Annotated in this window: 25 protein-coding genes; 14 read left to right on the plus strand and 11 right to left on the minus strand. The window is 49.1% G+C overall.

What is annotated here, in order from left to right:
- Positions 1–56: 56 nt before the first annotated feature.
- Together SC206_RS19525 and SC206_RS19530 are read left to right on the plus strand one after the other, a co-directional pair.
- Positions 57–1,400, plus strand: coding sequence for a UDP-glucose dehydrogenase family protein (locus tag SC206_RS19525; RefSeq protein WP_332739952.1), 1,344 nt, complete (start codon positions 57–59; stop codon positions 1,398–1,400).
- Between the two features lie 9 nt (positions 1,401–1,409).
- Positions 1,410–2,417, plus strand: coding sequence for an NAD-dependent epimerase (locus SC206_RS19530; protein WP_332739954.1), 1,008 nt, complete (start codon positions 1,410–1,412; stop codon positions 2,415–2,417).
- Between the two features lie 196 nt (positions 2,418–2,613).
- Here SC206_RS19530 and hns read toward each other — a convergent pair whose 3' ends face one another.
- On the minus strand, positions 2,614–3,018 hold the full coding sequence (gene hns, locus SC206_RS19535) for a histone-like nucleoid-structuring protein H-NS (RefSeq protein WP_332739956.1): 405 nt from the start codon (positions 3,016–3,018) through the stop codon (positions 2,614–2,616).
- 654 nt (positions 3,019–3,672) lie between these two features.
- Between hns and SC206_RS19540 the strand changes: the two genes are divergently transcribed.
- Positions 3,673–4,251 carry a thymidine kinase gene (locus SC206_RS19540; protein ID WP_332739958.1) on the plus strand — a complete coding sequence of 193 codons (579 nt, stop codon included), beginning with the start codon at positions 3,673–3,675 and terminating at the stop codon, positions 4,249–4,251.
- Between the two features lie 158 nt (positions 4,252–4,409).
- Here the strand turns inward: SC206_RS19540 and adhE are convergent, their stop codons facing one another.
- A complete protein-coding gene (gene adhE / locus SC206_RS19545; protein WP_332739960.1) occupies positions 4,410–7,112 on the minus strand; it encodes a bifunctional acetaldehyde-CoA/alcohol dehydrogenase in 2,703 nt (900 codons plus the stop codon).
- A gap of 550 nt (positions 7,113–7,662) precedes the next feature.
- Here adhE and SC206_RS19550 point away from each other — a divergent pair.
- The 6 genes from SC206_RS19550 (at position 7,663) to oppF (ending at position 14,864) form a co-directional block, all read left to right on the plus strand.
- The gene (locus SC206_RS19550) at positions 7,663–8,307 is read left to right on the plus strand and encodes a YchE family NAAT transporter (RefSeq protein WP_332739963.1); all 645 of its coding nucleotides are present in this window, start codon (positions 7,663–7,665) and stop codon (positions 8,305–8,307) included.
- An 882-nt stretch (positions 8,308–9,189) separates the two neighbouring features.
- A complete protein-coding gene (gene oppA / locus SC206_RS19555) occupies positions 9,190–10,836 on the plus strand; it encodes an oligopeptide ABC transporter substrate-binding protein OppA (protein ID WP_332739965.1) in 1,647 nt (548 codons plus the stop codon).
- Between the two features lie 86 nt (positions 10,837–10,922).
- Positions 10,923–11,843, plus strand: coding sequence for an oligopeptide ABC transporter permease OppB (gene oppB / locus SC206_RS19560; protein ID WP_332739967.1), 921 nt, complete (start codon positions 10,923–10,925; stop codon positions 11,841–11,843).
- Between the two features lie 17 nt (positions 11,844–11,860).
- Positions 11,861–12,769, plus strand: a complete 909-nt coding sequence (oppC, locus tag SC206_RS19565) for an oligopeptide ABC transporter permease OppC (RefSeq protein WP_332740345.1) — start codon at positions 11,861–11,863, stop codon at positions 12,767–12,769.
- Positions 12,770–12,780: 11 nt separating this feature from the next.
- Positions 12,781–13,830 carry an ABC transporter ATP-binding protein gene (locus SC206_RS19570; RefSeq protein ID WP_332739969.1) on the plus strand — a complete coding sequence of 350 codons (1,050 nt, stop codon included), beginning with the start codon at positions 12,781–12,783 and terminating at the stop codon, positions 13,828–13,830.
- Positions 13,827–14,864, plus strand: coding sequence for a murein tripeptide/oligopeptide ABC transporter ATP binding protein OppF (gene oppF / locus SC206_RS19575; protein WP_332739971.1), 1,038 nt, complete (start codon positions 13,827–13,829; stop codon positions 14,862–14,864). Before SC206_RS19570 ends, oppF begins: the two co-directional genes overlap by 4 nt.
- A 114-nt stretch (positions 14,865–14,978) precedes the next feature.
- Here oppF and SC206_RS19580 read toward each other — a convergent pair whose 3' ends face one another.
- Together SC206_RS19580 and cls are read right to left on the minus strand one after the other, a co-directional pair.
- Positions 14,979–15,302 carry an HI1450 family dsDNA-mimic protein gene (locus SC206_RS19580; protein ID WP_332739973.1) on the minus strand — a complete coding sequence of 108 codons (324 nt, stop codon included), beginning with the start codon at positions 15,300–15,302 and terminating at the stop codon, positions 14,979–14,981.
- A gap of 92 nt (positions 15,303–15,394) precedes the next feature.
- A complete protein-coding gene (cls, locus tag SC206_RS19585; RefSeq protein ID WP_332739975.1) occupies positions 15,395–16,855 on the minus strand; it encodes a cardiolipin synthase in 1,461 nt (486 codons plus the stop codon).
- A 242-nt stretch (positions 16,856–17,097) separates the two neighbouring features.
- Here cls and SC206_RS19590 point away from each other — a divergent pair, with 242 nt between their 5' ends.
- Positions 17,098–17,274 carry a YciY family protein gene (locus tag SC206_RS19590; protein WP_152623567.1) on the plus strand — a complete coding sequence of 59 codons (177 nt, stop codon included), beginning with the start codon at positions 17,098–17,100 and terminating at the stop codon, positions 17,272–17,274.
- A gap of 146 nt (positions 17,275–17,420) precedes the next feature.
- On the opposite strand, the gene SC206_RS19595 is transcribed toward SC206_RS19590, so the two are convergent.
- Together SC206_RS19595 and SC206_RS19600 are read right to left on the minus strand one after the other, a co-directional pair.
- Complete coding sequence (locus SC206_RS19595) at positions 17,421–17,582, minus strand: YnfU family zinc-binding protein (protein ID WP_332739981.1); 162 nt, start codon at positions 17,580–17,582, stop codon at positions 17,421–17,423.
- 246 nt (positions 17,583–17,828) lie between these two features.
- The gene (locus tag SC206_RS19600) at positions 17,829–18,125 is read right to left on the minus strand and encodes a YciI family protein (protein ID WP_332739983.1); all 297 of its coding nucleotides are present in this window, start codon (positions 18,123–18,125) and stop codon (positions 17,829–17,831) included.
- 218 nt (positions 18,126–18,343) lie between these two features.
- On the opposite strand from SC206_RS19600, the gene SC206_RS19605 reads away from it, so the two are divergent.
- Both SC206_RS19605 and SC206_RS19610 read left to right on the plus strand, forming a co-directional pair.
- Positions 18,344–19,105: an energy transducer TonB gene (locus SC206_RS19605; protein WP_442976150.1), complete on the plus strand. Its 762-nt coding sequence runs from the start codon at positions 18,344–18,346 to the stop codon at positions 19,103–19,105.
- Positions 19,106–19,408: 303 nt separating this feature from the next.
- Complete coding sequence (locus SC206_RS19610) at positions 19,409–20,440, plus strand: hypothetical protein (protein WP_332739987.1); 1,032 nt, start codon at positions 19,409–19,411, stop codon at positions 20,438–20,440.
- A 203-nt stretch (positions 20,441–20,643) separates the two neighbouring features.
- On the opposite strand, the gene yciA is transcribed toward SC206_RS19610, so the two are convergent.
- The 3 genes from yciA to SC206_RS19625 all read right to left on the minus strand — a co-directional run bounded on the left by yciA (position 20,644) and on the right by SC206_RS19625 (position 22,597).
- Positions 20,644–21,084, minus strand: a complete 441-nt coding sequence (gene yciA, locus SC206_RS19615) for an acyl-CoA thioester hydrolase YciA (RefSeq protein WP_332739989.1) — start codon at positions 21,082–21,084, stop codon at positions 20,644–20,646.
- Positions 21,085–21,170: 86 nt separating this feature from the next.
- Entirely contained in the window at positions 21,171–21,719 is a 549-nt protein-coding gene (locus tag SC206_RS19620; RefSeq protein ID WP_332739990.1) for a septation protein A, read from the minus strand.
- Between the two features lie 104 nt (positions 21,720–21,823).
- On the minus strand, positions 21,824–22,597 hold the full coding sequence (locus SC206_RS19625; RefSeq protein ID WP_332739991.1) for a YciC family protein: 774 nt from the start codon (positions 22,595–22,597) through the stop codon (positions 21,824–21,826).
- Positions 22,598–22,912: 315 nt separating this feature from the next.
- On the opposite strand from SC206_RS19625, the gene SC206_RS19630 reads away from it, so the two are divergent.
- Positions 22,913–23,923, plus strand: coding sequence for a glycosyltransferase family 9 protein (locus SC206_RS19630; RefSeq protein ID WP_332739992.1), 1,011 nt, complete (start codon positions 22,913–22,915; stop codon positions 23,921–23,923).
- On the opposite strand, the gene SC206_RS19635 is transcribed toward SC206_RS19630, so the two are convergent.
- Positions 23,886–24,305 carry a YkgJ family cysteine cluster protein gene (locus tag SC206_RS19635; protein ID WP_332739993.1) on the minus strand — a complete coding sequence of 140 codons (420 nt, stop codon included), beginning with the start codon at positions 24,303–24,305 and terminating at the stop codon, positions 23,886–23,888. The two genes, SC206_RS19630 and SC206_RS19635, sit on opposite strands and share 38 nt — an antisense overlap.
- A 296-nt stretch (positions 24,306–24,601) precedes the next feature.
- Here SC206_RS19635 and ompW point away from each other — a divergent pair, with 296 nt between their 5' ends.
- Positions 24,602–25,237, plus strand: coding sequence for an outer membrane protein OmpW (ompW, locus tag SC206_RS19640; RefSeq protein ID WP_332739994.1), 636 nt, complete (start codon positions 24,602–24,604; stop codon positions 25,235–25,237).
- Positions 25,238–25,369: 132 nt separating this feature from the next.
- On the opposite strand, the gene SC206_RS19645 is transcribed toward ompW, so the two are convergent.
- A complete protein-coding gene (locus SC206_RS19645) occupies positions 25,370–25,684 on the minus strand; it encodes a BON domain-containing protein (protein WP_045046667.1) in 315 nt (104 codons plus the stop codon).
- Positions 25,685–25,844 lie beyond the last annotated feature (160 nt).

The following is a 25,844-nucleotide window of genomic DNA, read 5'->3' on the forward strand; positions in this document are numbered from 1 at the left end:
GCTGAAATCGCGCGCGCTTTATCCGATTTACGCGTATTGATAATGGAGTATTGCCAATGAAAGTGACCGTTTTTGGAATTGGTTATGTGGGGCTGGTTCAGGCCGCCGTTCTGGCAGAGGTCGGGCACGATGTATTGTGTATTGACGTCGATGCGCAAAAGGTTGAGAACCTTAAAAACGGACAGATTCCGATTTTCGAACCGGGCCTGACGCCGCTGGTAAAACAGAATTTCGAATCGGGTCGCCTTAAATTCAGCACCGACGCGCAGGAAGGCGTTGCCCATGCACAGGTGCAATTTATTGCCGTCGGCACGCCGCCTGATGAAGACGGTTCGGCGGATTTGAAATATGTTACCGCCGTCGCTCGCACCATCGCCCAATATATGACCGCGCCAAAAATCGTTATCGATAAATCGACGGTTCCGGTAGGCACGGCCGATAAAGTGCGCGAGGTGATGAATCAAACTTTGCTGCAGCGCGGCGAAAATATCTCTTTCGACGTGATTTCTAATCCTGAATTTTTGAAAGAAGGGGCCGCCGTCGCTGACTGTATGCGACCTGAGCGCATCGTTATCGGTACCGATAATCCGAACGCTATCGATCCTATTCGCGAGCTGTACGAGCCTTTTAATCGAAACCACGATCGCATGATAGTGATGGATATTCGCAGCGCCGAGCTGACCAAATATGCCGCCAACTGCATGCTGGCGACCAAAATCAGCTTTATGAATGAAATGTCCAATCTGGCCGAACTGCTGGGTGCCGATATAGAAAAAGTGCGTCAGGGAATTGGTTCCGATTCACGTATTGGCTACCACTTTATTTATCCGGGCTGTGGTTATGGCGGATCCTGTTTCCCGAAAGATGTTCAGGCCCTAATTCGTACCGCCGAGCAAATTGGCTATCAGCCAAGTTTGTTACAGGCGGTCGAAAAAGTGAATGCCAAACAAAAATATAAGCTTTCCTCTTTCGTCGAAAAACATTTCGGTGCCGATCTGGCAGGAAAAACGTTCGCGCTGTGGGGATTATCTTTTAAGCCAAATACCGATGATATGCGTGAGGCTTCCAGCCGAGTATTGATGGAACAACTTTGGGCCGCAGGCGCGAAAATAAAAGCCTATGATCCCGAAGCCATGAATGAGACGCAGCGTATTTATGGTCATCGTCACGATTTAGAGTTGATGGGAACCAAAGAAGCGGCATTGCAGGGTGCAGATGCGTTGATTATTTGCACAGAATGGCAAAACTTCCGCGCACCCGATTTTGAATTGATAAAAAATTCGCTTAAGAATGCGGTTATTTTCGATGGGCGCAATTTGTATGATCCCGAGCGTCTCGAGAAAAGAGGCATCACCTATTATGGTATTGGCCGTGGCGCTTCCGTGAATCCGGTATTGTAAGGAGAGGGCATGAATTATTTAGTAACAGGTGCAGCCGGTTTTATCGGATATTACGTTTCATTGCGTCTGCTGGCAGAAGGTCATCAGGTTACCGGTCTAGATAATCTTAACAATTACTATGACGTCAATTTGAAACTTGCCCGTCTTGCTCAGCTCGAAGATAAGGCGGGTTTCACATTTATCAAATTAGATCTCGCCGATCGTGAAGGTATGGCCGCGCTATTTACCGAAGGTCAGTTTGATCGGGTAATTCATTTGGCCGCGCAGGCGGGCGTTCGCTATTCAATCGATAATCCGCTCGCTTACGTGGATGCAAATTTAGTCGGTTTCGCCAACGTTCTTGAAGGATGCCGTCATAATAAAGTTAAACATTTGCTTTATGCCTCGTCGAGTTCGGTATATGGAATGAATCGCAAGCAGCCTTTCGCGACCGAAGATAATGTCGATCATCCAATTTCGCTTTATGCCGCGACTAAGAAAGCTAATGAGTTGATGGCGCATACTTATTCACACTTGTATGGTTTACCGACTACCGGAATGCGATTCTTTACCGTATACGGTCCGTGGGGACGCCCTGATATGGCATTGTTTAAATTCACCAAGGCTATTATTAGCGATCAAAGTATTGATGTTTATAACCACGGCGAGATGCGCCGCGATTTCACTTATATCGATGATGTTGCAGAATCTATCATGCGCCTGCAGAATATTATTCCTGCCGCACAGCCAGAATGGACGGTAGAGTCTGGAGAAGGCTCAATGAGCTCTGCGCCGTATATTATCTATAATATCGGTAATAGCAGCCCCGTTAAGCTAATGACCTACATAGAAGCGCTGGAAAGCGCATTGGGCGTGGAGGCGAAGAAGAACCTGTTGCCGATGCAGCCTGGCGACGTGCATGAAACCAGCTCCGACAGCGCGCCTCTGTTTAATGCTACGGGCTTCAAGCCGCAAACCTCGGTACAAGATGGCGTAAAACGTTTTGTAGAGTGGTATAAAGGATTTTATCAGAGCTGATTGCCGAATAAGGCGTTAATGTCTGAGTTCAAAGATAAGGCGGCTTCGGCGGCCTTATTTCTTTTATATCTCTGCACATTTATCACTGCGGCGTTGAATCAAACGTAGGTTTGGATATTGTACAGACAATAAAAAACCACCGCCGGAGCAGTGGTTTTAAGGAAATATTTTGAGACTGTTAATTCAGCCAGAAAACTTACAGCAGGAAATCGTCCAGCTGTTTGCCATCGTCGATCGCTTTTTTGATTACCGCAGGAGTACGACCCTGGCCGGTCCAAGTTTTGCTTTCGCCGTTCTCGTCGATGTATTTATATTTAGCAGGACGTGCAGCGCGTTTAGCTTTGCCCGTTGCTTTAGTTGCAGCCATAGTCTGCAGCAGTTCATTAGGATCAATACCGTCTGCAATCAGCATTTCACGATATTGTTGCAGTTTACGCGTGCGCTCTTCATTTTCTGCAGCAGCCTGATTATCTTCATCACGGCGCTCATTAACAACAACTTCTAATTTCTCAAGCATTTCTTCAAGAGTTTCCAGAGTGCATTCACGAGCCTGCGCGCGCAGAGTACGGATGTTGTTCAGAATTTTTAATGCTTCGCTCATTATACAAGTCTCAATTTAATTAGGTGGGGGGCGTTTGGGTAATAATAGAATGCTCTTCTGTATTCTGCAATAGCCAATTTGTTATGTTGACGGGAATTTACCTTTTATAAGCATTAATATTTCCCTGCTCCAGAAATATAAGCCTGATAAAAGGTCAAATAAGCAGGGTGCGTTAAGGCAAATTGATTAGCATTCCGTGCGGGATAACGCCGTTTTTAATCGGCTCTTTTATAACCTCGACAAACAGGTAACAAATATCAATAGCCTTAACGTATAACTGACGAAGTGATGTTACAGATTACGCCTGTTACTTTTAGCAATATGTGTCACTTCCTCTCCAGCCGGAAGCCAATACCGCAAGGGGGATTATAACCGCGGGCAAATAGCTAATTGTTTACTCTTTGATTTATTCGGGCACATTCGGGCAATGTGAAGTGGGCTGTTCTGATTAACGGGCTAATTAAGAACATTGGTAAACACAATAACCGTTGTAAGTGTTTGTAATTTTCCTGCATCATTATTGCCATCAAAGGTTGAAGCTAGCCAAAGGTGAGTGACTGTCAAAATGTGCGGCGGGTCACTATTATCATTATCACCGTAACGTTAGCTGTGACAGGCATCACCTCTATTTTATACAGTCGGAGTATCGGGCACATGGCTCAGCTTTATTTTTATTATTCTGCGATGAATGCAGGAAAATCGACCTCGCTACTGCAATCTTCCTATAATTATCAGGAACGCGGTATGAGAACGCTGGTGTTAACGGCGGCAATAGACAATCGTTTCGGCGAAGGTAAGGTAAGTTCGCGTATAGGACTTTCTTCACCCGCTGAATTGTATAATGAGCAAACCGATCTTTTTGCCCTGATTAATGCCGCGCATCTACAGCAGACAATTCACTGTGTATTGATAGATGAAAGTCAATTTCTCTCCCGTCAACAAGTTGAACAACTTACCGACATCGTCGACGGTCTGGATATACCGGTATTATGCTACGGCTTGCGTACCGATTTTCAGGGCGAACTCTTTTGCGGCAGCCAATATTTACTGGCGTGGGCAGATAAGCTGGTTGAGCTTAAAACCATCTGTCACTGCGGGCGCAAGGCTAATCAAACCCTACGCCTCGACGAGCATGGGAAAGCGCTTCACGATGGCGCACAGGTGGTTATAGGCGGAAATGAGCGCTATGTTTCCGTGTGTCGCAAACATTATAAAGAAGCGATGGCCGAGTAGAACAGTGCGTTAAATAACGCCTTGTTTACACAATGGTTACGTTTGGATTATTTGCAAATGCGAATAATCGCCTAAAATGATTAACAGACTTAATGTTTTGAACATAAAAAAACCCGCAATAAGCGGGTTTTTTATTAGGGAAAGTTTTAAAGGCTTAATTAAGGCAGTTCTTTAGTGATTGCCGGCGCTTTGGCAACCGCCGCGACTTTCATCACTTTTTCCTGTTTTTCATTAACAGCAATCACAGGTAATTCTTCGCTAAACTTATTACCGTAATAGGTATCCATCAATATTTGTTTAAGTTCCGAAATGAGCGGATAACGCGGATTGGCACCGGTACACTGGTCATCAAATGCGTCTTCGGAGAGTTTATCCACTTTTGCCAGGAAATCGGCTTCCTGCACGCCAGCTTCACGAATAGAAGTTGGAATACCCAAATCGGCCTTGATTTCGTCGAGCCAGTTAAGCAATTTCTCAATTTTCTGCGCGGTACGATCGCCTGCCGCAGTCAGACCCAGATGGTCGGCAATTTCACCGTAACGACGACGCGCCTGCGGGCGGTCATATTGACTGAAAGCAGTCTGCTTGGTTGGGTTGTCATTGGCGTTATAGCGAATGACGTTCGAAATAAGCATCGCATTGGCAAGACCGTGCGGAATATGGAATTCGGAACCCAGCTTGTGCGCCATTGAGTGACAGACACCCAGGAAGGCGTTGGCAAAGGCGATACCCGCGATGGTCGCTGCATTGTGTACACGCTCACGCGCTACCGGATTCTTGGCACCTTCGTGATAGCTGGCTGGCAAGAACTCTTTCAGCAGTTTCAGCGCCTGAAGAGCCTGACCATCGGAAAATTCGTTTGCCAATACGGAAACGTAGGCTTCCAGTGCGTGAGTGACGGCATCGAGTCCACCAAAGGCGCAGAGCGATTTTGGCATGTTCATGACGAGATTGGCGTCGACAATTGCCACGTCAGGCGTCAGCGCATAGTCTGCCAGCGGATATTTCTGGCCGGTGGCGTCATCGGTAACCACTGCAAACGGCGTCACTTCGGAACCCGTACCGGAAGTGGTGGTGATAGCAATCATTTTCGCTTTCACGCCCATTTTCGGGAATTTGTAGATACGTTTGCGAATGTCCATGAAACGCAGCGCCAAGTCTTCGAAGTGAGTTTCTGGATGTTCATATAGAACCCACATGATTTTCGCTGCGTCCATTGGCGAACCGCCACCGAGCGCAATGATCACGTCAGGTTTGAAGGAGTTCATCTGCTCGGCCCCTTTACGCACAATACTCAGGGTTGGATCAGCTTCGACTTCAAAGAACACTTCGGTTTCGAGGCCGTGGCTTTTCAGAACGCGAATAACCTGATCGGCATAACCGTTGTTGAACAGATAACGGTCAGTCACGATGAACGCGCGTTTTGCGCCGTCGGTGGCGACTTCTTCAAGCGCAATCGGCAGTGAACCGCGACGGAAATAGATAGATTTTGGAAGTTTATGCCACAACATATTCTCTGCTCGCTTCGCGACGGTTTTCTTGTTGATCAGATGTTTTGGCCCGACGTTTTCAGAAATTGAATTACCGCCCCACGAACCACAGCCTAGCGTCAGGGAAGGGGCAAGTTTGAAGTTGTAAAGGTCGCCAATACCGCCTTGTGACGCCGGGGTATTAATCAGAATGCGCGCGGTTTTCATTTTGTTGCCGAAAAAGCGTACGCGTTCAGGTTGATTGTCCTGATCGGTATAAAGGCAAGAGGTATGGCCGATGCCGCCCATTTTGACCAGTTTATCGGCCTTATCTACTGCATCTTCAAAATCTTTGGCGCGATACATGGCAAGAGTAGGGGAGAGCTTTTCATGCGCAAACGGCTCTGACTCATCCACACGACTGACTTCGCCAATCAATACTTTCGTTGTTGCGGGCACGGTGATACCGGCCATTTCGGCAATCTTAGTCGCAGGCTGGCCCACGATGTCGGCGTTAAGGCCGCCATTTTTCAAAATAATGTTCTGAACCGCTTTCAGTTCACTGCCTATCAGCATGTAGCCACCGTGTGAACTGAAGCGTTCGCGCACGGCGTCATAGATGGAGTCGACGACAATGACCGACTGTTCGGACGCGCAAATAACACCGTTATCGAACGTTTTCGACATCAAAATCGAAGCGACAACGCGTTTGATATCTGCCGTTTCATCTACGACAACCGGTGTGTTACCCGCGCCGACACCGATGGCCGGTTTACCCGAGCTGTAGGCCGCTTTCACCATGCCTGGGCCGCCGGTTGCCAGAATCAGATTCACATCAGGGTGGTGCATCAGCTCATTGGATAATGGCACGCTAGGGGCATCAATCCAGCCGATAATGTCTTTCGGTGCGCCCGCTTTAATTGCTGCCTGTAAAACAATATTTGCCGCCTGAATGGTCGCTTTAGCTGCGCGAGGGTGAGGCGAAAATACGATGGCGTTACGGGTTTTCAAGCTGATTAATGCTTTGAAAATGGCCGTGGAGGTCGGGTTGGTGGTTGGGACGATACCGCAAATGATGCCGATAGGTTCGGCGATAGTCAGTGTGCCGTAGGTTTCGTCTTCGCCGACGATGCCACAGGTTTTTTCATCTTTATAGGCGTTATAGATATATTCGGAAGCGAAGTGGTTTTTGATCACTTTATCTTCAACGATGCCCATTCCAGACTCTTCAACCGCGATTTTAGCGAGAGGAATACGTGCATCGGCGGCGGCGAGTGCGGCGGCCCGAAAGATTTTATCAACTTGCTCTTGCGTGAACTCTGCGTACTCACTTTGTGCTTTTTTTACTCGAGCGATGAGCTCGTTTAGTTCAGCAACGTTGGTGACAGCCATGGTGTTCTCCTGAGAATGTTAAATTTTTTAGGAAATATTCGGGCCAGCTGCAAGTATAGTTACGGTGAAAAATGCTGCTGTTTTCATTTAAAGTAGATTTTTATCATGCAGTTAAAAATCTGTTTTCCTATATTTCCTGAAAAAGCTGGGTTTCTGTGGGAGCAAAGGTGACAAATGTTGTGAAAAATCGCCTTTATTGCCTGATCCTTCTTTTGTTAAAATTTTCTGAATTTGTTGTCTTGGGTAAAGTTTACTCACTTTGGAGTAGAGGGAATATGATCCAGATCAAGATAATAAGTGAAGCTGACACCATTCAGCTAAAGATATGTTGCGAGATTTACCGCAATGTTGAAATTTTGTGATTTTAAAGCAGGGGGTTGATTCGAACTTTTCGGAAAATAAAAAAGCAGTTTTATTCGCTATATAAATTTTAAAATCTAGAGGTTAATGCTGTAAAGCTCCATGGTGTGTACGAAGGGATTCGAGTACATTAGCGCCAGCAAAAAGTCAGTTTTATACTTTCCTTCTTTAACCTTATGCGGAGCACTGCGTGAGCCAGACAATTTTGGATTTTTCAGGTTACATCAAGTTTTTTGTCGGTCTATTTGCCTTGGTCAATCCTATCGGTATTTTGCCGGTATTTATCAGCATGACCAATTATCAGGGGGCCGTAGAGCGTAATAAAACCAATCTTACAGCTAACCTGTCGGTCGCCATTATTCTTTGTACTTCGCTATTTTTAGGCGATGGTATTTTGCATCTATTTGGAATATCGATTGACTCATTCCGCATTGCAGGCGGAATTCTGGTAGTCACTATTGCCATGTCGATGATTAGCGGCAAGCTGGGTGAGGATAAACAGAACAAGCAGGAGAAGTCGGAAACCGCCATTCGTGAAAACGTCGGCGTGGTGCCTTTGGCTTTACCACTGATGGCAGGGCCGGGTGCTATCAGCTCGACTATCGTCTGGAGCTCGCGTTATTACAATTGGGAAAACCTGCTGGGCTTTACACTCGCCATCGCATTTTTCTCTTTTTGCTGCTGGTTGTTATTCCGCGCCGCGCCTATGGTCATGAAATTATTGGGGCAAACCGGCATCAACGTCATTACCCGTATCATGGGTCTGTTGCTTATGGCATTAGGCATCGAGTTTATTGTAGCGGGCGTTAAAACCATTTTTCCGGGACTGCTTTAATTTCTACTCTTCGAATTCTCTCTATCTACCCTTAAAAAATCCTTATTAAAAAAGCGGAAGTGATCACACTTCTGCCTTTTTATTATCAAAACTTATAATACGCCGCCTTATAATAGTGCATCTAATGTTCATAAAATGTGCCTTTGCACTGCTATGTGGCATAAATACACCTCCTGCCATCAATATTTGTTAAATCGCCTATTTCTATACGTTTTCTTGGCGTTTTATTGCCTTTTTTGCCTCTTTTAATGCCCGTATTGCGGTTAAAGTAATCATATAAAACTATACCTCTTGTACATGACGATTCGAGATGTTATTAGTGTTTACCACGCAGTTAACAGGGCTTTATTCTTAAAAGTAACTAAATATTAACCTAATGTTTCAGGGTTGCTTTTTGAACGAAAATTGACTTAATTCGCGATTCGAAAACTTACAATAATCAATAACATCAACAAGTTATGTGTTATCTCTTTGAGCTTTCAAAGCTGGTCTGTCAACTTTTTGATTGATGAAAACGAGAAACACTTAACATTTTCGCAATGTTTATGAGCAGCGCTATAGCCACTGTGTCTATCATTGGCGACTTTCTAAAAAGATAAAAAATCAGGCGCAATGCCCGATTGAGAACGATTCTTGCAAAGCTTTACCGATAATGAGCTAAAGATCGTGTTTACGTCATTTTAAGGAATTTTGTAAAAGCCGACTTGGGTTTCATCTCGCTGCATCGTCTCCCCCGAGGCGTAATTCCTCTCATGCGTAGCGAATGAATCAAAGCCGAATTATTTCTGTAGCGCATTTTAAAACGTCGAATAGTTAAAAAATCGATGTCGCGCCATCAGAATATTAATGACAAGTAAAAAATAACAAATGGAGTCGATAGCAATGACCAACATCACAAAAAAACACCTGCTCGCTGCGGGCATTCTGGCCGCAGTTGGCGCAGTGACTACCTTCAGCAGCCTCGCCGCCGATGTTCCGGCTGGCGTTCAATTGGCGGCTAAGCAGGAGCTGGTTAAAAACAACGGTTCGGAAGTGCAATCTCTTGATCCGCACAAAGTTGAAGGCGTACCTGAGTCCAACGTTATCCGCGACCTGCTTGAAGGGCTGGTCAATACGTCGTTGAAAGACGGCAGCGTTATTCCGGGCGTAGCAGAAAGCTGGGACAACAAAGATTTCAAAGTCTGGACGTTCCACCTGCGTAAAGACGCCAAATGGTCCAACGGCCAGCCGGTTACCGCCGCCGATTTCGTCTACAGCTGGCAGCGTCTGGCGGATCCGAAAACGGCATCACCTTATGAAAGCTATTTGCAGTACGGCCACATCGTTAATATCGACGAGATTATCGCCGGCAAAAAAAGCCCGGATACCCTGGGCGTAAAAGCCGTTGATGATCATACTCTTGAAGTCACGCTGAGCGAGCCGGTCCCTTATTTCGTTAAAATGCTTTCCCACACTGCGATGAAGCCGGTGTACAAACCCGCCATCGAAAAGTTTGGTGATAAATGGACCCAGCCTCAAAACTATGTCAGTAACGGGGCTTACACTTTAAAAAGTTGGACCGTCAACGAACGCATCGTGCTTGTGCGCAACCCGCAGTATTGGGACAACGCCAAAACCGTGTTGAATCAGGTGACTTTCCTGCCTATCTCTTCTGAAGTTTCTGACGTTAACCGCTATCGCAGCGGCGAAATCGACATGACTTACAACAACTTGCCGATTGAGTTGTTCCAGAAATTGAAGAAAGACATTCCGCAAGAACTGCACGTCGATCCTTACCTGTGCACCTACTATTACGAAATCAACAACCAGAAAGCGCCGTTTACCGATGCGCGCGTGCGTGAAGCGCTTAAGCTGGGTCTGGATCGCGACATCATGACCAATAAAGTGAAAGCGCAGGGCGATCTGCCGGCCTATGGCTTTACGCCTCCTTACACTGACGGCACCGACGGTAAGCTGACGCCACCGGCCTGGTTCAAAGAAACGCAGGAACAGCGCAATACCGAAGCTAAAAAACTGCTGGCCGAAGCGGGCTTCACGGCCGACAAGCCGCTGACTTTCAGCCTGCTTTACAACTCTTCCGATCTGCATAAAAAGCTGGCGATTGCCGCCGCGTCTATTTGGAAGAAAAATCTCGGCGTTAACGTCAAGCTCGAGAATCAGGAGTGGAAAACCTTCCTCGAAACCCGTCATCAGGGCAACTTTGACGTGGCACGTGCAGGCTGGTGTTCCGACTATAACGAACCAACGTCGTTCCTGAATATCATGCTTTCTGGCAGCAGCAATAACACCTCGCATTACAACAGCCCTGCATTCGATAAGCTGATTGCCGACGCGCTGAAAGTGAAAACCGATCAGGAGCGTGCGGCGCTTTATCAGCAGGCCGAACAGCAACTCGATAAAGACTCGACCATCGTGCCGGTTTATTACTACGTGAACGCCCGTTTGGTTAAGCAGTACGTTGGCGGCTATAGCGGTAAAGACCCGCAGGATAACGTTTACGACAAAGATCTCTACATTATCAAGCACTAATTAGGTGCAGCAGCAGGGCGGAACCCGAGCCGCCCTGCTGGTTAATGATTGAGTTAGCAACACGTTAAGCAAAGCAGGTACGAGCAATGTTGAAATTTATTTTACGACGCTGTCTGGAAGCGATCCCGACGCTTTTCATTCTGATAACCATCTCATTTTTTATGATGCGTCTCGCCCCCGGCAGCCCGTTTACCGGTGAGAGAAATTTACCGCCGGAAGTGATGGCAAACATCGAGGCGAAATATCACCTCAATGATCCAATGTACAAACAGTATTTCCATTATCTGGAGCAGTTGGCGCACGGCGATTTCGGCCCTTCCTTTAAATACAAGGACTACAGCGTCAACGATTTAGTGGCGACCTCCTTCCCCGTGTCGGCCAAATTAGGGCTGGCGGCATTCCTGCTGGCGATTGTGCTGGGCGTGTCGGCTGGCGTCATTGCCGCCCTTAATCAAAATACTAAATGGGACTACACGGTGATGGGCATTGCCATGACCGGGGTGGTTATTCCGAGTTTTGTGGTTGCGCCTTTATTGGTGCTGGTGTTTTCAATCCTGCTGAAATGGCTGCCCGGCGGCGGCTGGCACAACGGCGGATTCAAATATATGGTGTTGCCGATGGTAGCGCTGTCGCTGGCCTACATTGCCAGCATTGCGCGAATCACTCGCGGCTCGATGATTGAAGTTCTGCACTCCAACTTTATCCGCACGGCGCGCGCCAAGGGTTTGCCGCTGCGTCGGATAATTTTGCGCCACGCCTTAAAACCGGCGCTGTTACCGGTTATCTCTTATATGGGCCCCGCTTTTGTCGGCATTATTACCGGCTCAATGGTTATTGAAAGCATTTACGGATTGCCCGGCATTGGCCAGCTGTTTGTTAACGGTGCATTAAACCGTGACTATTCGCTGGTGTTAAGCCTGACCATTTTGGTAGGGGCGTTAACGATTCTGTTTAATGCGATTGTCGACGTGCTGTACGCCGTTATCGATCCGAAAATCCGTTATTAAGGCTGGGCACGCTTATGATGTTAACCAAAAAGAAAAGCAGCGAAGCACTGGAGCATTTTACAGAGAAGCTGGAGATAGAAGGGCGCAGCCTGTGGCAAGACGCGCGCCGTCGATTCATTCACAACCGCGCGGCGATTATCAGTTTGTTTGTTTTGCTGCTTATTGCGCTGTTTGTGACTTTCGCTCCGATGCTGGCGCAGTTTCGTTATGACGATACTGACTGGAACATGATGTTGGCCGCGCCGGATATCGCTTCCGGACACTATTTCGGTACCGACTCTTCTGGCCGTGACCTGCTGGTGCGTGTCGCGATTGGCGGCAGAATCTCCCTGATGGTCGGCGTTTCGGCCGCGCTGGTGGCCGTTGTTCTCGGCACCTTGTACGGATCGATTTCGGGTTATTTAGGAGGCAAAACCGACTCGGCGATGATGCGCCTGCTGGAAATCCTCAACTCATTTCCGTTTATGTTTTTCGTTATCCTGCTGGTGACCTTCTTCGGACAAAACATCTTCCTGATTTTTGTTGCGATCGGCATGGTCTCGTGGCTGGATATGGCGCGTATCGTGCGGGGTCAAACGTTAAGCCTGAAGCGCAAAGAGTTTATCGAAGCCGCGCTGGTCAGCGGCGTTTCTACCTGGAATATCGTGCTGCGCCACATCGTGCCGAACGTGTTGGGCGTGGTGGTGGTGTATGCCTCGCTGCTGGTGCCGAGCATGATCCTGTTTGAATCTTTCCTCAGCTTCCTGGGATTAGGCACGCAAGAGCCGCTGAGCAGCTGGGGCGCGTTGTTGAGCGACGGCGCCAACTCGATGGAAGTCTCGCCGTGGCTGCTGTTCTTCCCGGCGGGTTTCCTGGTGGTGACGCTGTTTTGTTTCAACTTTATCGGCGACGGGCTGCGTGACGCGCTCGATCCGAAAGACCGTTAAGGAGTACCACGATGAGCACAATTGAACATACCGCGAGTACTTCGCAAACGGTCGACCCTAACAACGAAAATCGCCGTCTTAATAGCGATGGCAGCCCGATTTTGCTGGATGTCAAAGACCTGCGTGTTACCTTTGGTACGCCAGACGGCGACGTGACGGCAGTTAACGATTTGAATTTTGACCTGCGCGCCGGCGAAACATTGGGCATCGTGGGCGAGTCTGGCTCGGGCAAGTCACAGACGGCGTTTGCGCTTATGGGGCTGCTGGCGAGTAATGGCCGCATCGGCGGTTCAGCTAAATTCAACGGTCGTGAGATTCTTAATCTGCCGCAAAAGCAGCTCAACCAGCTGCGCGCCGAACAGATTTCGATGATTTTTCAAGACCCGATGACCTCGCTGAATCCTTATATGAAAGTCGGCGAGCAGCTGATGGAAGTCTTGATGCTGCACAAACACATGAGTCGTTCAGAGGCTTTCGAAGGATCGATTCGCATGCTCGACGCGGTGAAAATGCCCGAAGCGCGTAAGCGAATGAAAATGTATCCGCACGAGTTTTCCGGCGGCATGCGTCAACGCGTCATGATTGCCATGGCGCTGTTGTGCAGCCCGAAACTGCTGATTGCCGACGAACCGACCACCGCGCTCGACGTGACCGTTCAGGCGCAGATCATGACGCTGTTAAACGAGCTTAAACGCGAATTTAACACCGCTATCATCATGATTACCCACGATTTAGGCGTGGTCGCCGGTATCTGCGACAAAGTGTTGGTGATGTACGCGGGGCGTACCATGGAGTACGGACAGGCGCGCGAAGTGTTCTATCAGCCGAGTCATCCGTATTCGATTGGCCTGCTGAATGCCGTGCCGCGTCTTGACGCCGAGGGTGAATCCTTGCTGACCATTCCGGGCAATCCGCCTAACCTGCTGCGCCTGCCGAAGGGCTGCCCCTTCCAACCGCGCTGCCCGTATGCGATGGAAATTTGTGCCACCGCGCCGCCGCTTGAGCGATTCGGCGACGGTCGCCTGCGCGCCTGCTTCAAGCCCGTGGAGGAGTTAGTATGAGTGAAGTCATCAGTTTGTTTCCTGAAAAACGCGCGGCGCACGTCGATGAAAGAAAGGTGCTGCTCGAGGTCGCCGACCTCAAAGTGCATTTTGATATAAAAGACGGCAAGCAGTGGTTCTGGCAACCTTCGAAAACCCTAAAAGCGGTCGACGGCGTGAGTCTGCGACTCTATGAAGGCGAAACGCTCGGCATTGTCGGGGAGTCGGGCTGTGGTAAATCGACCCTTGCCCGCGCGCTGATTGGCTTGGTCAAAGCCACCGATGGCCGCGTGGCGTGGCTCGGTAAAAGCCTGCTCAATATGTCAGATGCAGAATGGCGCACTACGCGCAGCGATATTCAGATGATCTTCCAGGATCCGCTGGCTTCGCTTAATCCGCGCATGACTATCGGCGAGATTATCGCCGAACCGCTAAAAACCTATAATCCGAAAATGACCAAGCTTCAAGTGAAAGAGAAGGTCAAGGCGATGATGCTGAAGGTGGGGCTGCTGCCAAACCTGATAAACCGCTATCCGCACGAATTTTCGGGCGGGCAGTGTCAGCGAATCGGCATCGCGCGCGCGCTGATCCTCGAACCTAAGCTGATCATTTGCGACGAGCCGGTTTCCGCGCTGGACGTCTCGATTCAGGCGCAGGTGGTTAACCTGCTGCAACAGTTGCAGCGCGAGATGGGGCTGTCGCTTATTTTTATCGCCCACGATTTGGCGGTGGTGAAGCACATTTCCGATCGCGTGCTGGTGATGTATCTCGGGCACGCGGTGGAGTTGGGCAGCTACGACGAGGTCTATCATAATCCGCTGCACCCTTATACGCGCGCGCTGATGTCGGCAGTGCCGGTGCCGGACCCGGACAAAGAGCGCAATAAAAAGATTCAGCTGCTGGAAGGGGAGCTGCCGTCGCCGATTAATCCGCCGTCAGGCTGCGTGTTCCGCACCCGTTGTCCGATTGCCGGGCCGGAATGTGCCGTCACGCGGCCGCTGCTGGAAGGCAGTTTCCGCCACGCGGTTTCCTGCCTAAAAGTGGATCCGCTTTAATCCAGCATTCATTTCTCTGGTTTTTAAACAGAAAATAGACGTAAAAAAGAAAACCCCGCAGGCATTGGCTGGCGGGGTTTTTTTGTGTACAAGCTGTTGTAAAAAATCAGGAAATTATTCTTTCCAGAGAATATGGCACAGCTTGTGGTCTTTTTCGCGACACAGCAGTACGCGCGCAAAGACGTCGTTAATCGGTTCGCCATCGGCATCGGCCAGACCAATCACCACTTCCGCGAAGAAGTCTGGATTGAGGTCAAAATCAACGTGCTCAGCCCAATCTTCAGCCGGATCGTAAAGCTCGGCACCACCGCGCTCTTCAAACTGCAGGTTGAAAATCAGCACATCGGCAGGATCCAGATTATCTACCGCCAGTTCGAGGAAGATATCATAGGCTTGCTCAAGGGTTTCGTCTTCGGTCAGGCGATTATTCAGATCCATAGTCTTCTCATTTAATAGTTGATGACGTGACAGGGGCCAAAGTTGAGGGCGGGCCTGTCACAGGGCCTATTAGAACATTCTCGCTGCCGCTTTTACAGTAACGGACTGAAAAAGTAGAACAGGCGTTCAACGATACGGTGCCAGAACGGTCGCTGGAGCCACTCTTTCGGATCCAGCAAGCGGGAACGCGCCAGATAATCTTCCTGAACTACGGCGAGATCGCTGCCGAAACCGGCGTCGTCGATCACCAGCGTAATCTCGAAATTCAACCACAGGCTGCGCATGTCGAGATTGACCGTGCCGACCAGACTGAGCTGGCCGTCGACCAGAATGCTCTTGGTATGCAGCAGGCCGCCTTCAAACTGGTAAATCTTCACGCCCGCTTCAAGTAGTTCGTTAAAGAACGCGCGGCTTGCCCAATCGACCATCATCGAGTCATTTTTCATCGGCATGATAATGCTGACGTCAACGCCGCGCTGTGCGGCAGTGCAAATTGCGTGCAGTAAATCGTCGCTCGGCACGAAATAAGGCGTGGTCATCACCAGCTGTTCACGCGCTGAATAGGAGGCGGTGAGCAGCGCCTGGTGGATCATGTCTTCAGGGAAGCCCGGCCCAGAGGCGATCACCTGAATAGTATGGCCGCTTTCCTGCTCGAAAGGCATTTGATTGACCTCGGGCTCGGGCGGCAGAATGCGCTTGCCGGTTTCGATTTCCCAGTCGCAGGAGTAAACGATGCCCATGGTGGTCGCGACCGGACCTTCCATGCGCGCCATCAGGTCAACCCACTGGCCAACGCCCGCGCCCTGTTTAAACAGCGCCGGATCTACCATGTTCATGCTGCCCGTATAGGCCACGTAGTTATCGATCAATACGACTTTACGGTGCTGGCGTAAATCCATACGGCGCAGGAACACGCGGAACAGGTTCACTTTCAAAGCCTCTACCACTTCGATACCGGCGTTGCGCATCATCGCCGGATACGGACTGCGGAAGAACTGCAAGCTGCCGGCAGAGTCAAGCATCAGGCGGCAATGCACGCCGCGTCGCGAGGCGGCCATCAACGACTCGGCGACCTGATCGACTAAACCGCCGGGCTGCCAGATGTAAAACACCATCTCGATGTTATGCCGCGCCAGTTCGATATCGCGCATTATCGCTTTAAGCGTGTCATCGCTGGTGGTCAGCAGTTGCAGCTGATTACCTTTTACACCCGCAATACCTTGACGACGTTCGCAAAGCTGAAACAGCGATTTTGCGACATCACTATTTTCGGTAGCGAAAATGCGATGCCAACCTTTAAGGTCATTAAGCCAGCGCGCGGTAGAAGGCCACATCGCCTTGGCGCGTTCGGCGCGACGTTTGCCCAGATGCAATTCACCAAACGACAGATAAGCAATAATGCCAACCAGTGGAATAATAAAGATAATTAATAACCAGGCCATGGCGGACGGGACCGCGCGGCGTTTCATCAAAATGCGTAAGGTTACGCCGGCAATCAGTAACCAGTAACCGAAAACCATCAGCCAGCTGATTACTGTATAAAATGTCGTCATAGGGGCGAAGGATCCTGTTCGCGTGCAAGTTTGGGGAGTTTACGCAGAGTGCGCTTAAGGTTAAACCTTTTAACTATTTTTATCTTCGGCTTCAATCGGCTACGGCTGAATAATAGGTCGGAAAAGTAATATTTGGCCTGATTATGTTATTAAGCGTAGCTAAAACTCTCAATCAGGAGAGCGGTTGATCTATAATATTCGCGCTATTTGAACAGAGACCTTGGTAAAGGAATTGTTGTTGTATGAAACGTAGTAGAAATGAAGTCGCTCGCTGGCGTTTAAAGCGCCAGGCTCAGAAAAGAAAGAGCCGATGGCTTGAGGGCCAGTCTCGACGTTATCGACATATATACCGTATTCGAGCTATCCACTCACTGCAGCATCAGCATCTCGCGTTGTACCACGTCATCCACGGATGGTAAGGGTTCTGACATCAGGCGCGTAAAGCGCCTTTTTTTGTTTCATAACTTCTATGCTTCATAACTTCTATGCTTCATAACTTCTGTGCTTAATAACTTCTGTGCTTAATAACTTCTGTGCTTCAAAACGCCTATGCTTTAAAAAACGCTTATTTATCATTCACTCGGAACAGCGCGCCGCATTTCGGGCACACGAGCGTGGCATTTTTACGCACCTTGGCACTGATTTGTTCGGTAGAAGCTTTGCATTGCGGGCAGACGACCTTAGTGGATTTACTGGTCAAAAACTTCAATCCGTCGAAGAGTGACATATTGGGGTAACCTCGCAGGTTGGGGTAAACAGTCTACCACGTACGCGCCAGCTTAGCTTGGAGGTTAATAACGCAAGGAAACAAATCGGCCAGAGGTTGCGTCAAAAGTGAGAATGAGAGAAGGGTAAGAAATAGCGTTAAGACATCCAGATAAGAAATCTAGGTATGGATAAATAGAGGTAAGAAGCAGGGCCAGCCTGCTTCAAATGAAAACGTGATGTTTTCGTTAGTCGTAAAGCAAAAACGTTAGATAGTCTGCTTGAAGGGTTTCACGGTGACATTTTTATAAACGCCAGCGTCGACGTAAGGATCCACCTCGGCCCAGCTTTTCGCGGCTTCAAGACTTTCAAACTCGGCAATGACCAGCGACCCCGTCATGCCCGCATCGCCCGGCTCTTCACTGTCGATAGCAGGGAAAGGTCCGCCCAGCACCACGCGGCCCTGTGCTTTCATCTCTTGCAGGCGCGCAATATGCGCAGGGCGTGCAAGACGGCGTTTTTCGAGTGAGTCAGCGACATCTTCGGAATAGATTACGTAAAGCATGGTTCACCTTATTTGATTGTTTGTAAGTAGATTCGAATGCCTTCTAACATAGCGAAACCTGGTGCCAAGTGAAAGCGCATGAATGTATCAAAAATGCAGTATTTGAGAATAGTTTTCATCTCCTTATTGAATATGATTGCTATTTGCATTTAAACTTGCGGATTCACGGGGAAATCGAACTCATTAAGCAGCCAACAGCGATGTCATTATCAGATGCTATGCCGTTAAACAATCAGTCCATTATTCGCAGAATAACGTTGCCAGCGATCCTCTCAATCGGGATCCACGGCGCACTTATCGCCGCGTTACTCTATGTCACCATGACTGACAGCGCCAAAATGCCGAAGCAGGAAGAGCATGTCATGAGCGTCAGCATGGTGAATCCGGAAGTCTTTACGCCGCCGCCAACGCCGCAGCCAGTTGTAGAGCCACAGCCAGAACCCGAGCCTGAGCCAGAACCCGAGATTAAACCTGATCCGGTCGTCACTCAGCCCGTGGAAGTGCCGTTGCCGAAACCCAAGCCTCAGCCTAAGCCGAAGCCAAAACCTGTGAAAAAAGTGGTCGAGAAGCCAAAACCGAAGCCGCAGCCACAGCCGCGCCCGGTAGAGAAGACGCAGCAGGTGACCAAAGCGGAAGCGTCGCCGTTTAGTTCGCAAAAGGCCCCGGTATCACCAGCGGCTAAACCTGCGGCGCAAACCACCGGCAGCAGCAGTGGTCCGCGTCCGCTCGACAGGAGCAAGCCGCAGTATCCGGCACGCGCCTTTGCCTTGCGAATCGAAGGGCGGGTTAAAGTGCAATTTGACGTCGACAGTGACGGGCGAGTCGATAACATAAGAATTCTTTCTGCCGAACCGCGAAATATGTTTGAACGCGAAGTCAAAATGGCGATGAATAAATGGCGCTACGAAGCTAAAGAGGCGAAAAACCTTACCGTTACACTGGTATTTAAAATGAGCGGCGGCGGTGGCGTAGAAGATTAATTAATTTCCGCCAGCCGATTGAATTAAATAACGGGGCAAAGCTTAGGTTTTGCCCCTTTTTTTTCATCTTGACTCATCGCGCGTGTTTTTTTATCGCGAAATGAAATTTATTGTCTATCCTCTAATTGATTGATAGTGATTTGTTCTTTTTATTGTAAATACAAAAGGACAACGCATTCTCATATCGTCGTTTTATTCTGAATGATTATCGGCTGCCGCTTATGTGATTGACTTAGCTTGGTCAACGAGCTGTGTACACGGCCATTTATCGCTTCAAGTCATTAATTTATAGAGGAAATAATTATGACGCATAATGATCCCACTCTTTATCAGTCTCCTGATGGAGTTGTTACGGACGTTTATCGTAATAATAATGCGCGACGAATTTCATGGGGTGCCATCTTTGCAGGCGTAATCATTGCCATTATTACGCATATGCTTTTATCTCTTCTGGGTACAGCTATTGGGGCTTCTACCGTAGATTCTCTTAAGGAATCAAACCCGCTTGATGGATTAGGCAAAGGCGCATTAATCTGGATGCTGGTGAGTGCACTTATCTCCTATGCCGTGGGCGCTTATTTTGCTGGCCGTTTAGCTCGCAGAGAGGGCGCACTTCATGGCGTTCTTTCTTGGGGCGTAGTGACGCTAATTTCCGCCTATCTTGTGGTGACAATATTTAGCAGCGCCGTGGGCGGCGTAATGAACGTGGCGGGCGAAGGCTTGAAAGCGGCGGGCAACGGTATTGCCAGCGCCATGCCGCAGGCGGGAAATATGGTAAAAGATCAGCTGCAAAAGGTGAACTTTAATCTAGATGACCTGCAAAACGAGTTAACGACCACCTTACGTCAGACGGGTAAACCGGAACTGCAACCTGAAAACCTGCAACAGCAGGCGCAGCAGGGCGCTAATTCTGCCGAACAGCAGGCGGGCAGCTCTCAGGCACCGAGCCAGGATCTGCAACAGTGGTTTAGCGGTGTTGTTCAGCGCGGCAGCAGCACGCTGCAAGCGGCTGACATTGATGCTCTGAAAAATATCATCAAGGCGCGTACCGGTAAATCTGACCAGGAAGTGGACCAGATTGTTGCCAAAGCGCAGCAGACCTATGAGCAGGCTTACCAGAAGTATCAGCAACTGAAAGCCGATGCGGAACAGAAAGCGCGTGAAGTCGCCGATAAAGCGGCTGCCGAACTCTCTAAAGCTAGCTGGTTTGCTTTCGTTCTGCTGGTGATTGGCGGTATTGTGGCCGGTTTTGCCGGCGAGTGGGGTCGTCGTACTCAGCCTCATCATCTTGCCAACGGTGAAACCGTTCACGGTGACAAGCACATCCGTCGTTAATCTGGCTGTAAAGCAGTTAACTAATGAGCAGTAATAAGTATCAGAAAATAAAAAGTCGCGGCCGAAAACTCGGGCGCGACTTTTTTATTTGTTACTTATTTATTAGGACGATTCAAAACATCTATTCAAATGTCGATTCAAACATCTATTCAAAACGTCGATTCAAATGTGAAACAAATTTCTTTTCAATCAATTACAGCGAATTAGTCATCAAGTGAAGCATCGGAATCCACGCTGAAATTGCTCCGACCCTCGGGCAGCTGGCGAGATTTGCCTTCGCCGTCGACGGCAACGTAGGTAAAGACCGCTTCGGTGGCGATGTAACGCTGACCAATCGGCTCGGAAGAGACCTTTTTTACCCACACTTCAACGTTGATAGTAATGGAGCTATTGCCGGTCTTGATGCAGCGCGCGTAGCAGCACACCACATCGCCCACGGCCACCGGTTTCAGGAATGTCATGCCGTCAACGCGCACGGTAACCACGCGCCCTTTGGCAATCTCCTTGGCCTGAATAGCACCGCCCATATCCATTTGCGCCATCAGCCAGCCGCCAAAAATATCACCGTTTGCATTGGTATCGGCCGGCATGGCGAGGGTGCGTAACACCATCTCACCATTGGGTAACTTATGTTTTTCGTTCATAGGCTTCACATTGAAAAAATTCACATTCAAAAAAGTCCATTACCTGAGGTTCGGGAAGCACGTCAGGTAATACGTCGGAGGTATTACTATTTTTTTTGTTCTTTTTCTTCTTCGGGCATGTGCCTAAAGATATAAACACCGCTTAACAAGGTAAACAGCAGGGTCAACACGGTAAGGCCGAACACTTTAAAGTTAACCCATACGTTCTCAGGTAACCAGAACGCGACATAAATATTTGCCAGCCCGCAAAGCAGGAAGAAAATAGCCCATGCGATGTTCAGCTTGCCCCACACCGCGTCAGGTAATGTCAGCTCTTTGCCCAACATTCTCTGAATCAGCGGTTTTTTCAATATTAGCTGACTGACCAGCAGCGCGCCCGAGAACAGCACATAAATAACGGTTACTTTCCATTTGATGAACAGGTCATCGTGGAAGACCAGCGTCAGCGTGCCGAATACGGCGACCATGACGAAGGTGATCAGCGTCATTTTTTCAACTTTGCGGTATTTGATCCAGGTGAAGACCAGCGCCAGCGCGGTCGCGGCGATCAGTGCGCCGGAGGCGGCGTAGATATCGTAAAGCTTGTAGACGACAAAAAAGACAATCAGGGGAAGAAAATCAAGGAGCTGCTTCATACTTCATTCCATATTTTAAGTAAGCTCTGACTATACCGGATCCTGTTTCGCCATCAAAAGAGGACCCTATAAAAAGAGGGGCTTGCGACGCCCCTCGTATTCGATTATTTGATGCTGGCTTCTGCCTGACTGCGCAGCTTGCTGTACAAGCGGAACAGGTAAATCAGCAGATAGGCCGAAATCAGATTACTCACCGCGCTCAGCACAATGGTCGCCACTTCCGGACCCAGAAACTTCAGGTGGCTCACGGCCAGCAACACCAGCATTTTTGCCGCCAGCCATAGCATGATGGCAGGAACAATCACGCGGGTATTGGCGAAAGCCAGCTTGGCGCTGAATTTAATCGACTTGAAGATACCGAGCTTTTCAGTGGAGACGATAATCGGTGACAGCGACACCGCGACGGCGATAATCAGGCCCGGCACGATAAACAGAGTTAAACCAAGCTGCACGATGAGCGTACACAGGAACATCAGCAGCAGCACGCGAGGCAGAGTAGGCGCAGAGGCGCCGATAGCGCGCAGGGCGCTGGTACGCGCACCCGCCGACACTTGCTGGATAAGCGTTAACATGCCGCCCACCAGCAACACGTTACCGATCAGTGCCGAAAAGGTCGCCGCAGCGGAGACTTTAAGCAACACCATCTGCTGCTCGGGGGTCATCTGCTGGATAATCTGCTGAAGACTCATGCCCGCCGTATCGGAAAGGGAATCGCTGCCGCTGGTCAGCAGGCTAAGCTGATCGCTGTTTGGCGTGAAAGTGTGATTTAAAATGACGGTAATAAATGCGGTCAGCAGGGACATCAGCAAAATGCTGCCCAGCTGGTTACGCAAAAAATTGAAACTGTCACGGTACAATGTACTGGCCGTGATAGGCATGAAGACTCCTAAAGTATCTATTATTGATCCCAAACCGCGATTGTACCCTGTAATTGCCCTGCTGACATCAGGCCAATCGGCCTAAACCGGCTCCTTACGAACTCTTACGTTTGCTGCTTTTATATCCGCGCCATTTTAGAGCCATTTTCACCTTAACGAATGGATTTTAAGGTTTTATTTTCGAGACAATTGCAAGTTAAAAAGATTCAATCGTTAGCTAATTAAATGAAATTTAGCTCTTTTTGCGTAAATTGGCTTGATTGTTTAATTCTGTAAACCTAGGATGCAGGAAGTTTTCTTACCATAGCTGCGAATATGAAAATCCTTTTAATTAGACGTGACAATATCGGTGACCTGATCCTCACCACGCCTCTTATTGCCACGTTGGCAGGCCAAAAAAATACCACGCTGGACTTGCTGGTAAATACCTACAATAAAGATGTTCTGGAAGGCAATCCCCACATCGGCAAAGTGCACCTTTATTGCAAGTCTCACCACCGTAAAAGCGGGCAAACGCTGCTCGGCGTTTATTTCCAGCGATTGAAAACTATTCTCGCCATTCGTTTCGCGCGTTATGACGTGGCCATTGTCGGCAGTACCGACAAGCGTCCATTACAGTGGGCCAAACTCTCTGGCGCAAAACGCATTATTGCCATCGGCGATAAGCCGCTCGAGTGTGTTACCGACATGATTGCGCGCCAAAAAGGCCAGCATATTGTCGAACAACTGAACGGATTGTCGAAACCGCTGGGTATCGATCAACGGCCTGGCCCGTTGGAGCTCTACGTCTCTGAAGATGAAGTGGCGCAGATGGCCAAAAAGTATCATGTCGATCGCAGCAAACCGGTGTATGGCCTGCAAATCAGTGCCCGCAAGCCGCAGCAGCGTTGGCAAGTTGAAAAATTTATTCAGCTAGCCCAGCGACTTTCGACGCGCGAAGCCTGTCAGATCATCCTCTTTTGGTCGCCGGGCGCGGAAGATAATCCGGAGCATCCGGGCGATGACAGCAAGGCACAGCAGATTGTCGACGCCTGTAAAGATATCAACCTCATTCCGTTGCCAACGGGCAATATTCGCGAGCTAATGGCCGCGATGTCACTGTGTGACCAGATAATCACCAGCGACGGCGGCGCGCTGCACATTGCGGCGGGCGTGCAAAAACCCGTGGTGGCACTGTTTGGTAACAGCGACGCTGATTACTGGGGACCGTGGCAGGTGCCTTGCGCAATTATTAAAGCCCCGTCGGACAATGTCGGTCTGGTACACGTCGACGATGTTTACAGCCAATTTACCGGACTTCGCGAGCGGGTTCTGTCCCCGGTTTAAACGCTGACAATCCTGCTAAATCAACTGTCTCCAAAGGCGGCATGCCATAACGAGCCCGTGCGCGATCGCAGGCTTCGTTGGCGATGCCGTCTAATCCAGACTGATCAAACTCGCGGCAGGGCGTGGGGCGATTGAGATAGATAGAGCAGGAAACGGCTTGGCCTATTTCACCTTCCAGCGCCACGCAGCGCGAAGCCCGCGCGTTAGTCCCACTCATACAGCTTAAAAAAGGCGTGACCTGTTCGGTTAATGCCTGCGGCACCACGCCGCCAGCCTCATCTGATTCAGCCCAATAAAACGAAACGCGAAAATAGGCGCAGCATGCGCCACAGGAAATACAGGGATTTTCTTGGATGCCTATCTGGAACGCTTTTTCGCTCATTTCTGGACGCTACCGTAACCGGAGACATAAAACCAAAATCAATCGTGAGTAGCTAACCTACGCATCCGCCATTTTTTCCGCAACTGTTTGTTATTTGATCAAGGCCAATGCTTGTTAAAAAAATTAACAAAAATCACCATAAATTGATCTAGATCATTTCCTTTGTTTTTAACAGGTTAAGATCAATTTAACCAAGTGCAATTACATCTGTTTTCATATAAAAACCTGAACTCGCTACGGCATAATCTTTGCAGGGTATGGCTAAATACCCGAAATAATCACAACGAGGGATTGATATGAAAGCAGCACATTGGGCACTTTTAGCGGCAGCCGCCTTACCAACGGTCGCCAGTGCCAATCAGGCGGGAGATGTTATCGTGCGCGTGGGAACCGCCACGGTGAGACCGTCGGCCAATTCGCCGAGCGTATTGGGTTCACTCGGCTCTTTTAACGCCAGTAACGATACGCAGATGGGCCTGACGCTGGGCTATATGTGGACCGACAATATCGGCACCGAGCTGCTGGCCGCCACGCCTTTTCGCCATAAAATCGGCCTCAACGGCATGGGTGACATCGCCACCGTGCGCCAGCTGCCGCCGTCTTTAATGGCGCAGTACTATTTCCGCACTAAAGAAGACAAACTGCGTCCGTACCTCGGCGTGGGCGTAAACTACACCACCTTTTATCATGCGCGTTTTAATCAAACCGGCTCTGACGCCGGGCTTAGCGATCTCAGCATGAAACACTCCTGGGGATGGGCCACGCAGGCCGGCGTCGACTACAACATTAACCAGAATTGGCTGCTGAATGCGTCGGTTTGGTGGATGGATATCGACACCACCGCGCGCTTCAAGGCGGGCGGCCAGCAGCAGTCGGTCAGCACCCAGCTTAATCCGTGGGTGTTTATGTTCGCCGTGGGTTACAAGTTCTAAGCGTTTTGGCTGTTCAGACGTGAAAAACTAAACGTGTAAACTTGGACGTGAAAACCTGAAAACCTGAAATTTGCCATAGAAAAAGGCGTCAACTGAGTGACGCCTTTCTTCATTCACGATGCGTTAAATAATTTATTTAACCTGCGTGTCGTTCTCTACAGATTTAACGCCCGCTACGCCGCGCGTAACAGATACAGCGCGACTTGCTTCAGCTGGAGAGGTAACAAAACCGCTCAGCTGTACGCGACCTTTAAAGGTTTCGACGCTGATTTCACGCGATTTGATATTGTCATCGGCCAGCAGGGCAGATTTCACTTTGGTGGTGACGACGGTGTCATCAATATAACCGCCGGTGCCTTCTTTTTTCGGTGTTGGGGCACAGGCTGCAAGAGTAGTCACGACAACGGCTGCCATACAAATAGCTGAAAGACTCTTTAAAAGCTTCATAATTAACTCTCCATGCATGTGTTTTAGCAATAATGTAAGAAACTTAAAATTCAACAAAATAAGGCAAGTTGGTGTTAATTCCATGGTGCAGACAAGTGTCTGATTAAGAATAACAAACGATGCGCGAAGTAAGTGTGGTTTAAAAAGGCAGGATGTACAG

Source organism: Rouxiella sp. T17 (assembly GCF_036663475.1).
GTDB lineage: Bacteria > Pseudomonadota > Gammaproteobacteria > Enterobacterales > Enterobacteriaceae > Rouxiella.

What these genes read in the sequence shown, in the direction of transcription:
- SC206_RS19525 (WP_332739952.1), top strand. Translation starts at nt 57, where the DNA reads ATGAAAGTGACCGTTTTTGGAATTGGTTATGTGGGGCTGGTTCAGGCC.
- SC206_RS19530 (WP_332739954.1), top strand. Translation starts at nt 1,410, where the DNA reads ATGAATTATTTAGTAACAGGTGCAGCCGGTTTTATCGGATATTACGTT.
- hns (WP_332739956.1), bottom strand. Translation starts at nt 3,018, where the DNA reads ATGAGCGAAGCATTAAAAATTCTGAACAACATCCGTACTCTGCGCGCG.
- SC206_RS19540 (WP_332739958.1), top strand. Translation starts at nt 3,673, where the DNA reads ATGGCTCAGCTTTATTTTTATTATTCTGCGATGAATGCAGGAAAATCG.
- adhE (WP_332739960.1), bottom strand. Translation starts at nt 7,112, where the DNA reads ATGGCTGTCACCAACGTTGCTGAACTAAACGAGCTCATCGCTCGAGTA.
- oppA (WP_332739965.1), top strand. Translation starts at nt 9,190, where the DNA reads ATGACCAACATCACAAAAAAACACCTGCTCGCTGCGGGCATTCTGGCC.
- oppB (WP_332739967.1), top strand. Translation starts at nt 10,923, where the DNA reads ATGTTGAAATTTATTTTACGACGCTGTCTGGAAGCGATCCCGACGCTT.
- oppC (WP_332740345.1), top strand. Translation starts at nt 11,861, where the DNA reads ATGTTAACCAAAAAGAAAAGCAGCGAAGCACTGGAGCATTTTACAGAG.
- SC206_RS19570 (WP_332739969.1), top strand. Translation starts at nt 12,781, where the DNA reads ATGAGCACAATTGAACATACCGCGAGTACTTCGCAAACGGTCGACCCT.
- oppF (WP_332739971.1), top strand. Translation starts at nt 13,827, where the DNA reads ATGAGTGAAGTCATCAGTTTGTTTCCTGAAAAACGCGCGGCGCACGTC.
- SC206_RS19580 (WP_332739973.1), bottom strand. Translation starts at nt 15,302, where the DNA reads ATGGATCTGAATAATCGCCTGACCGAAGACGAAACCCTTGAGCAAGCC.
- cls (WP_332739975.1), bottom strand. Translation starts at nt 16,855, where the DNA reads ATGACGACATTTTATACAGTAATCAGCTGGCTGATGGTTTTCGGTTAC.
- SC206_RS19590 (WP_152623567.1), top strand. Translation starts at nt 17,098, where the DNA reads ATGAAACGTAGTAGAAATGAAGTCGCTCGCTGGCGTTTAAAGCGCCAG.
- SC206_RS19595 (WP_332739981.1), bottom strand. Translation starts at nt 17,582, where the DNA reads ATGTCACTCTTCGACGGATTGAAGTTTTTGACCAGTAAATCCACTAAG.
- SC206_RS19600 (WP_332739983.1), bottom strand. Translation starts at nt 18,125, where the DNA reads ATGCTTTACGTAATCTATTCCGAAGATGTCGCTGACTCACTCGAAAAA.
- SC206_RS19605 (WP_442976150.1), top strand. Translation starts at nt 18,344, where the DNA reads ATGCCGTTAAACAATCAGTCCATTATTCGCAGAATAACGTTGCCAGCG.
- SC206_RS19610 (WP_332739987.1), top strand. Translation starts at nt 19,409, where the DNA reads ATGACGCATAATGATCCCACTCTTTATCAGTCTCCTGATGGAGTTGTT.
- yciA (WP_332739989.1), bottom strand. Translation starts at nt 21,084, where the DNA reads ATGAACGAAAAACATAAGTTACCCAATGGTGAGATGGTGTTACGCACC.
- SC206_RS19620 (WP_332739990.1), bottom strand. Translation starts at nt 21,719, where the DNA reads ATGAAGCAGCTCCTTGATTTTCTTCCCCTGATTGTCTTTTTTGTCGTC.
- SC206_RS19625 (WP_332739991.1), bottom strand. Translation starts at nt 22,597, where the DNA reads ATGCCTATCACGGCCAGTACATTGTACCGTGACAGTTTCAATTTTTTG.
- SC206_RS19630 (WP_332739992.1), top strand. Translation starts at nt 22,913, where the DNA reads ATGAAAATCCTTTTAATTAGACGTGACAATATCGGTGACCTGATCCTC.
- SC206_RS19635 (WP_332739993.1), bottom strand. Translation starts at nt 24,305, where the DNA reads ATGAGCGAAAAAGCGTTCCAGATAGGCATCCAAGAAAATCCCTGTATT.
- ompW (WP_332739994.1), top strand. Translation starts at nt 24,602, where the DNA reads ATGAAAGCAGCACATTGGGCACTTTTAGCGGCAGCCGCCTTACCAACG.
- SC206_RS19645 (WP_045046667.1), bottom strand. Translation starts at nt 25,684, where the DNA reads ATGAAGCTTTTAAAGAGTCTTTCAGCTATTTGTATGGCAGCCGTTGTC.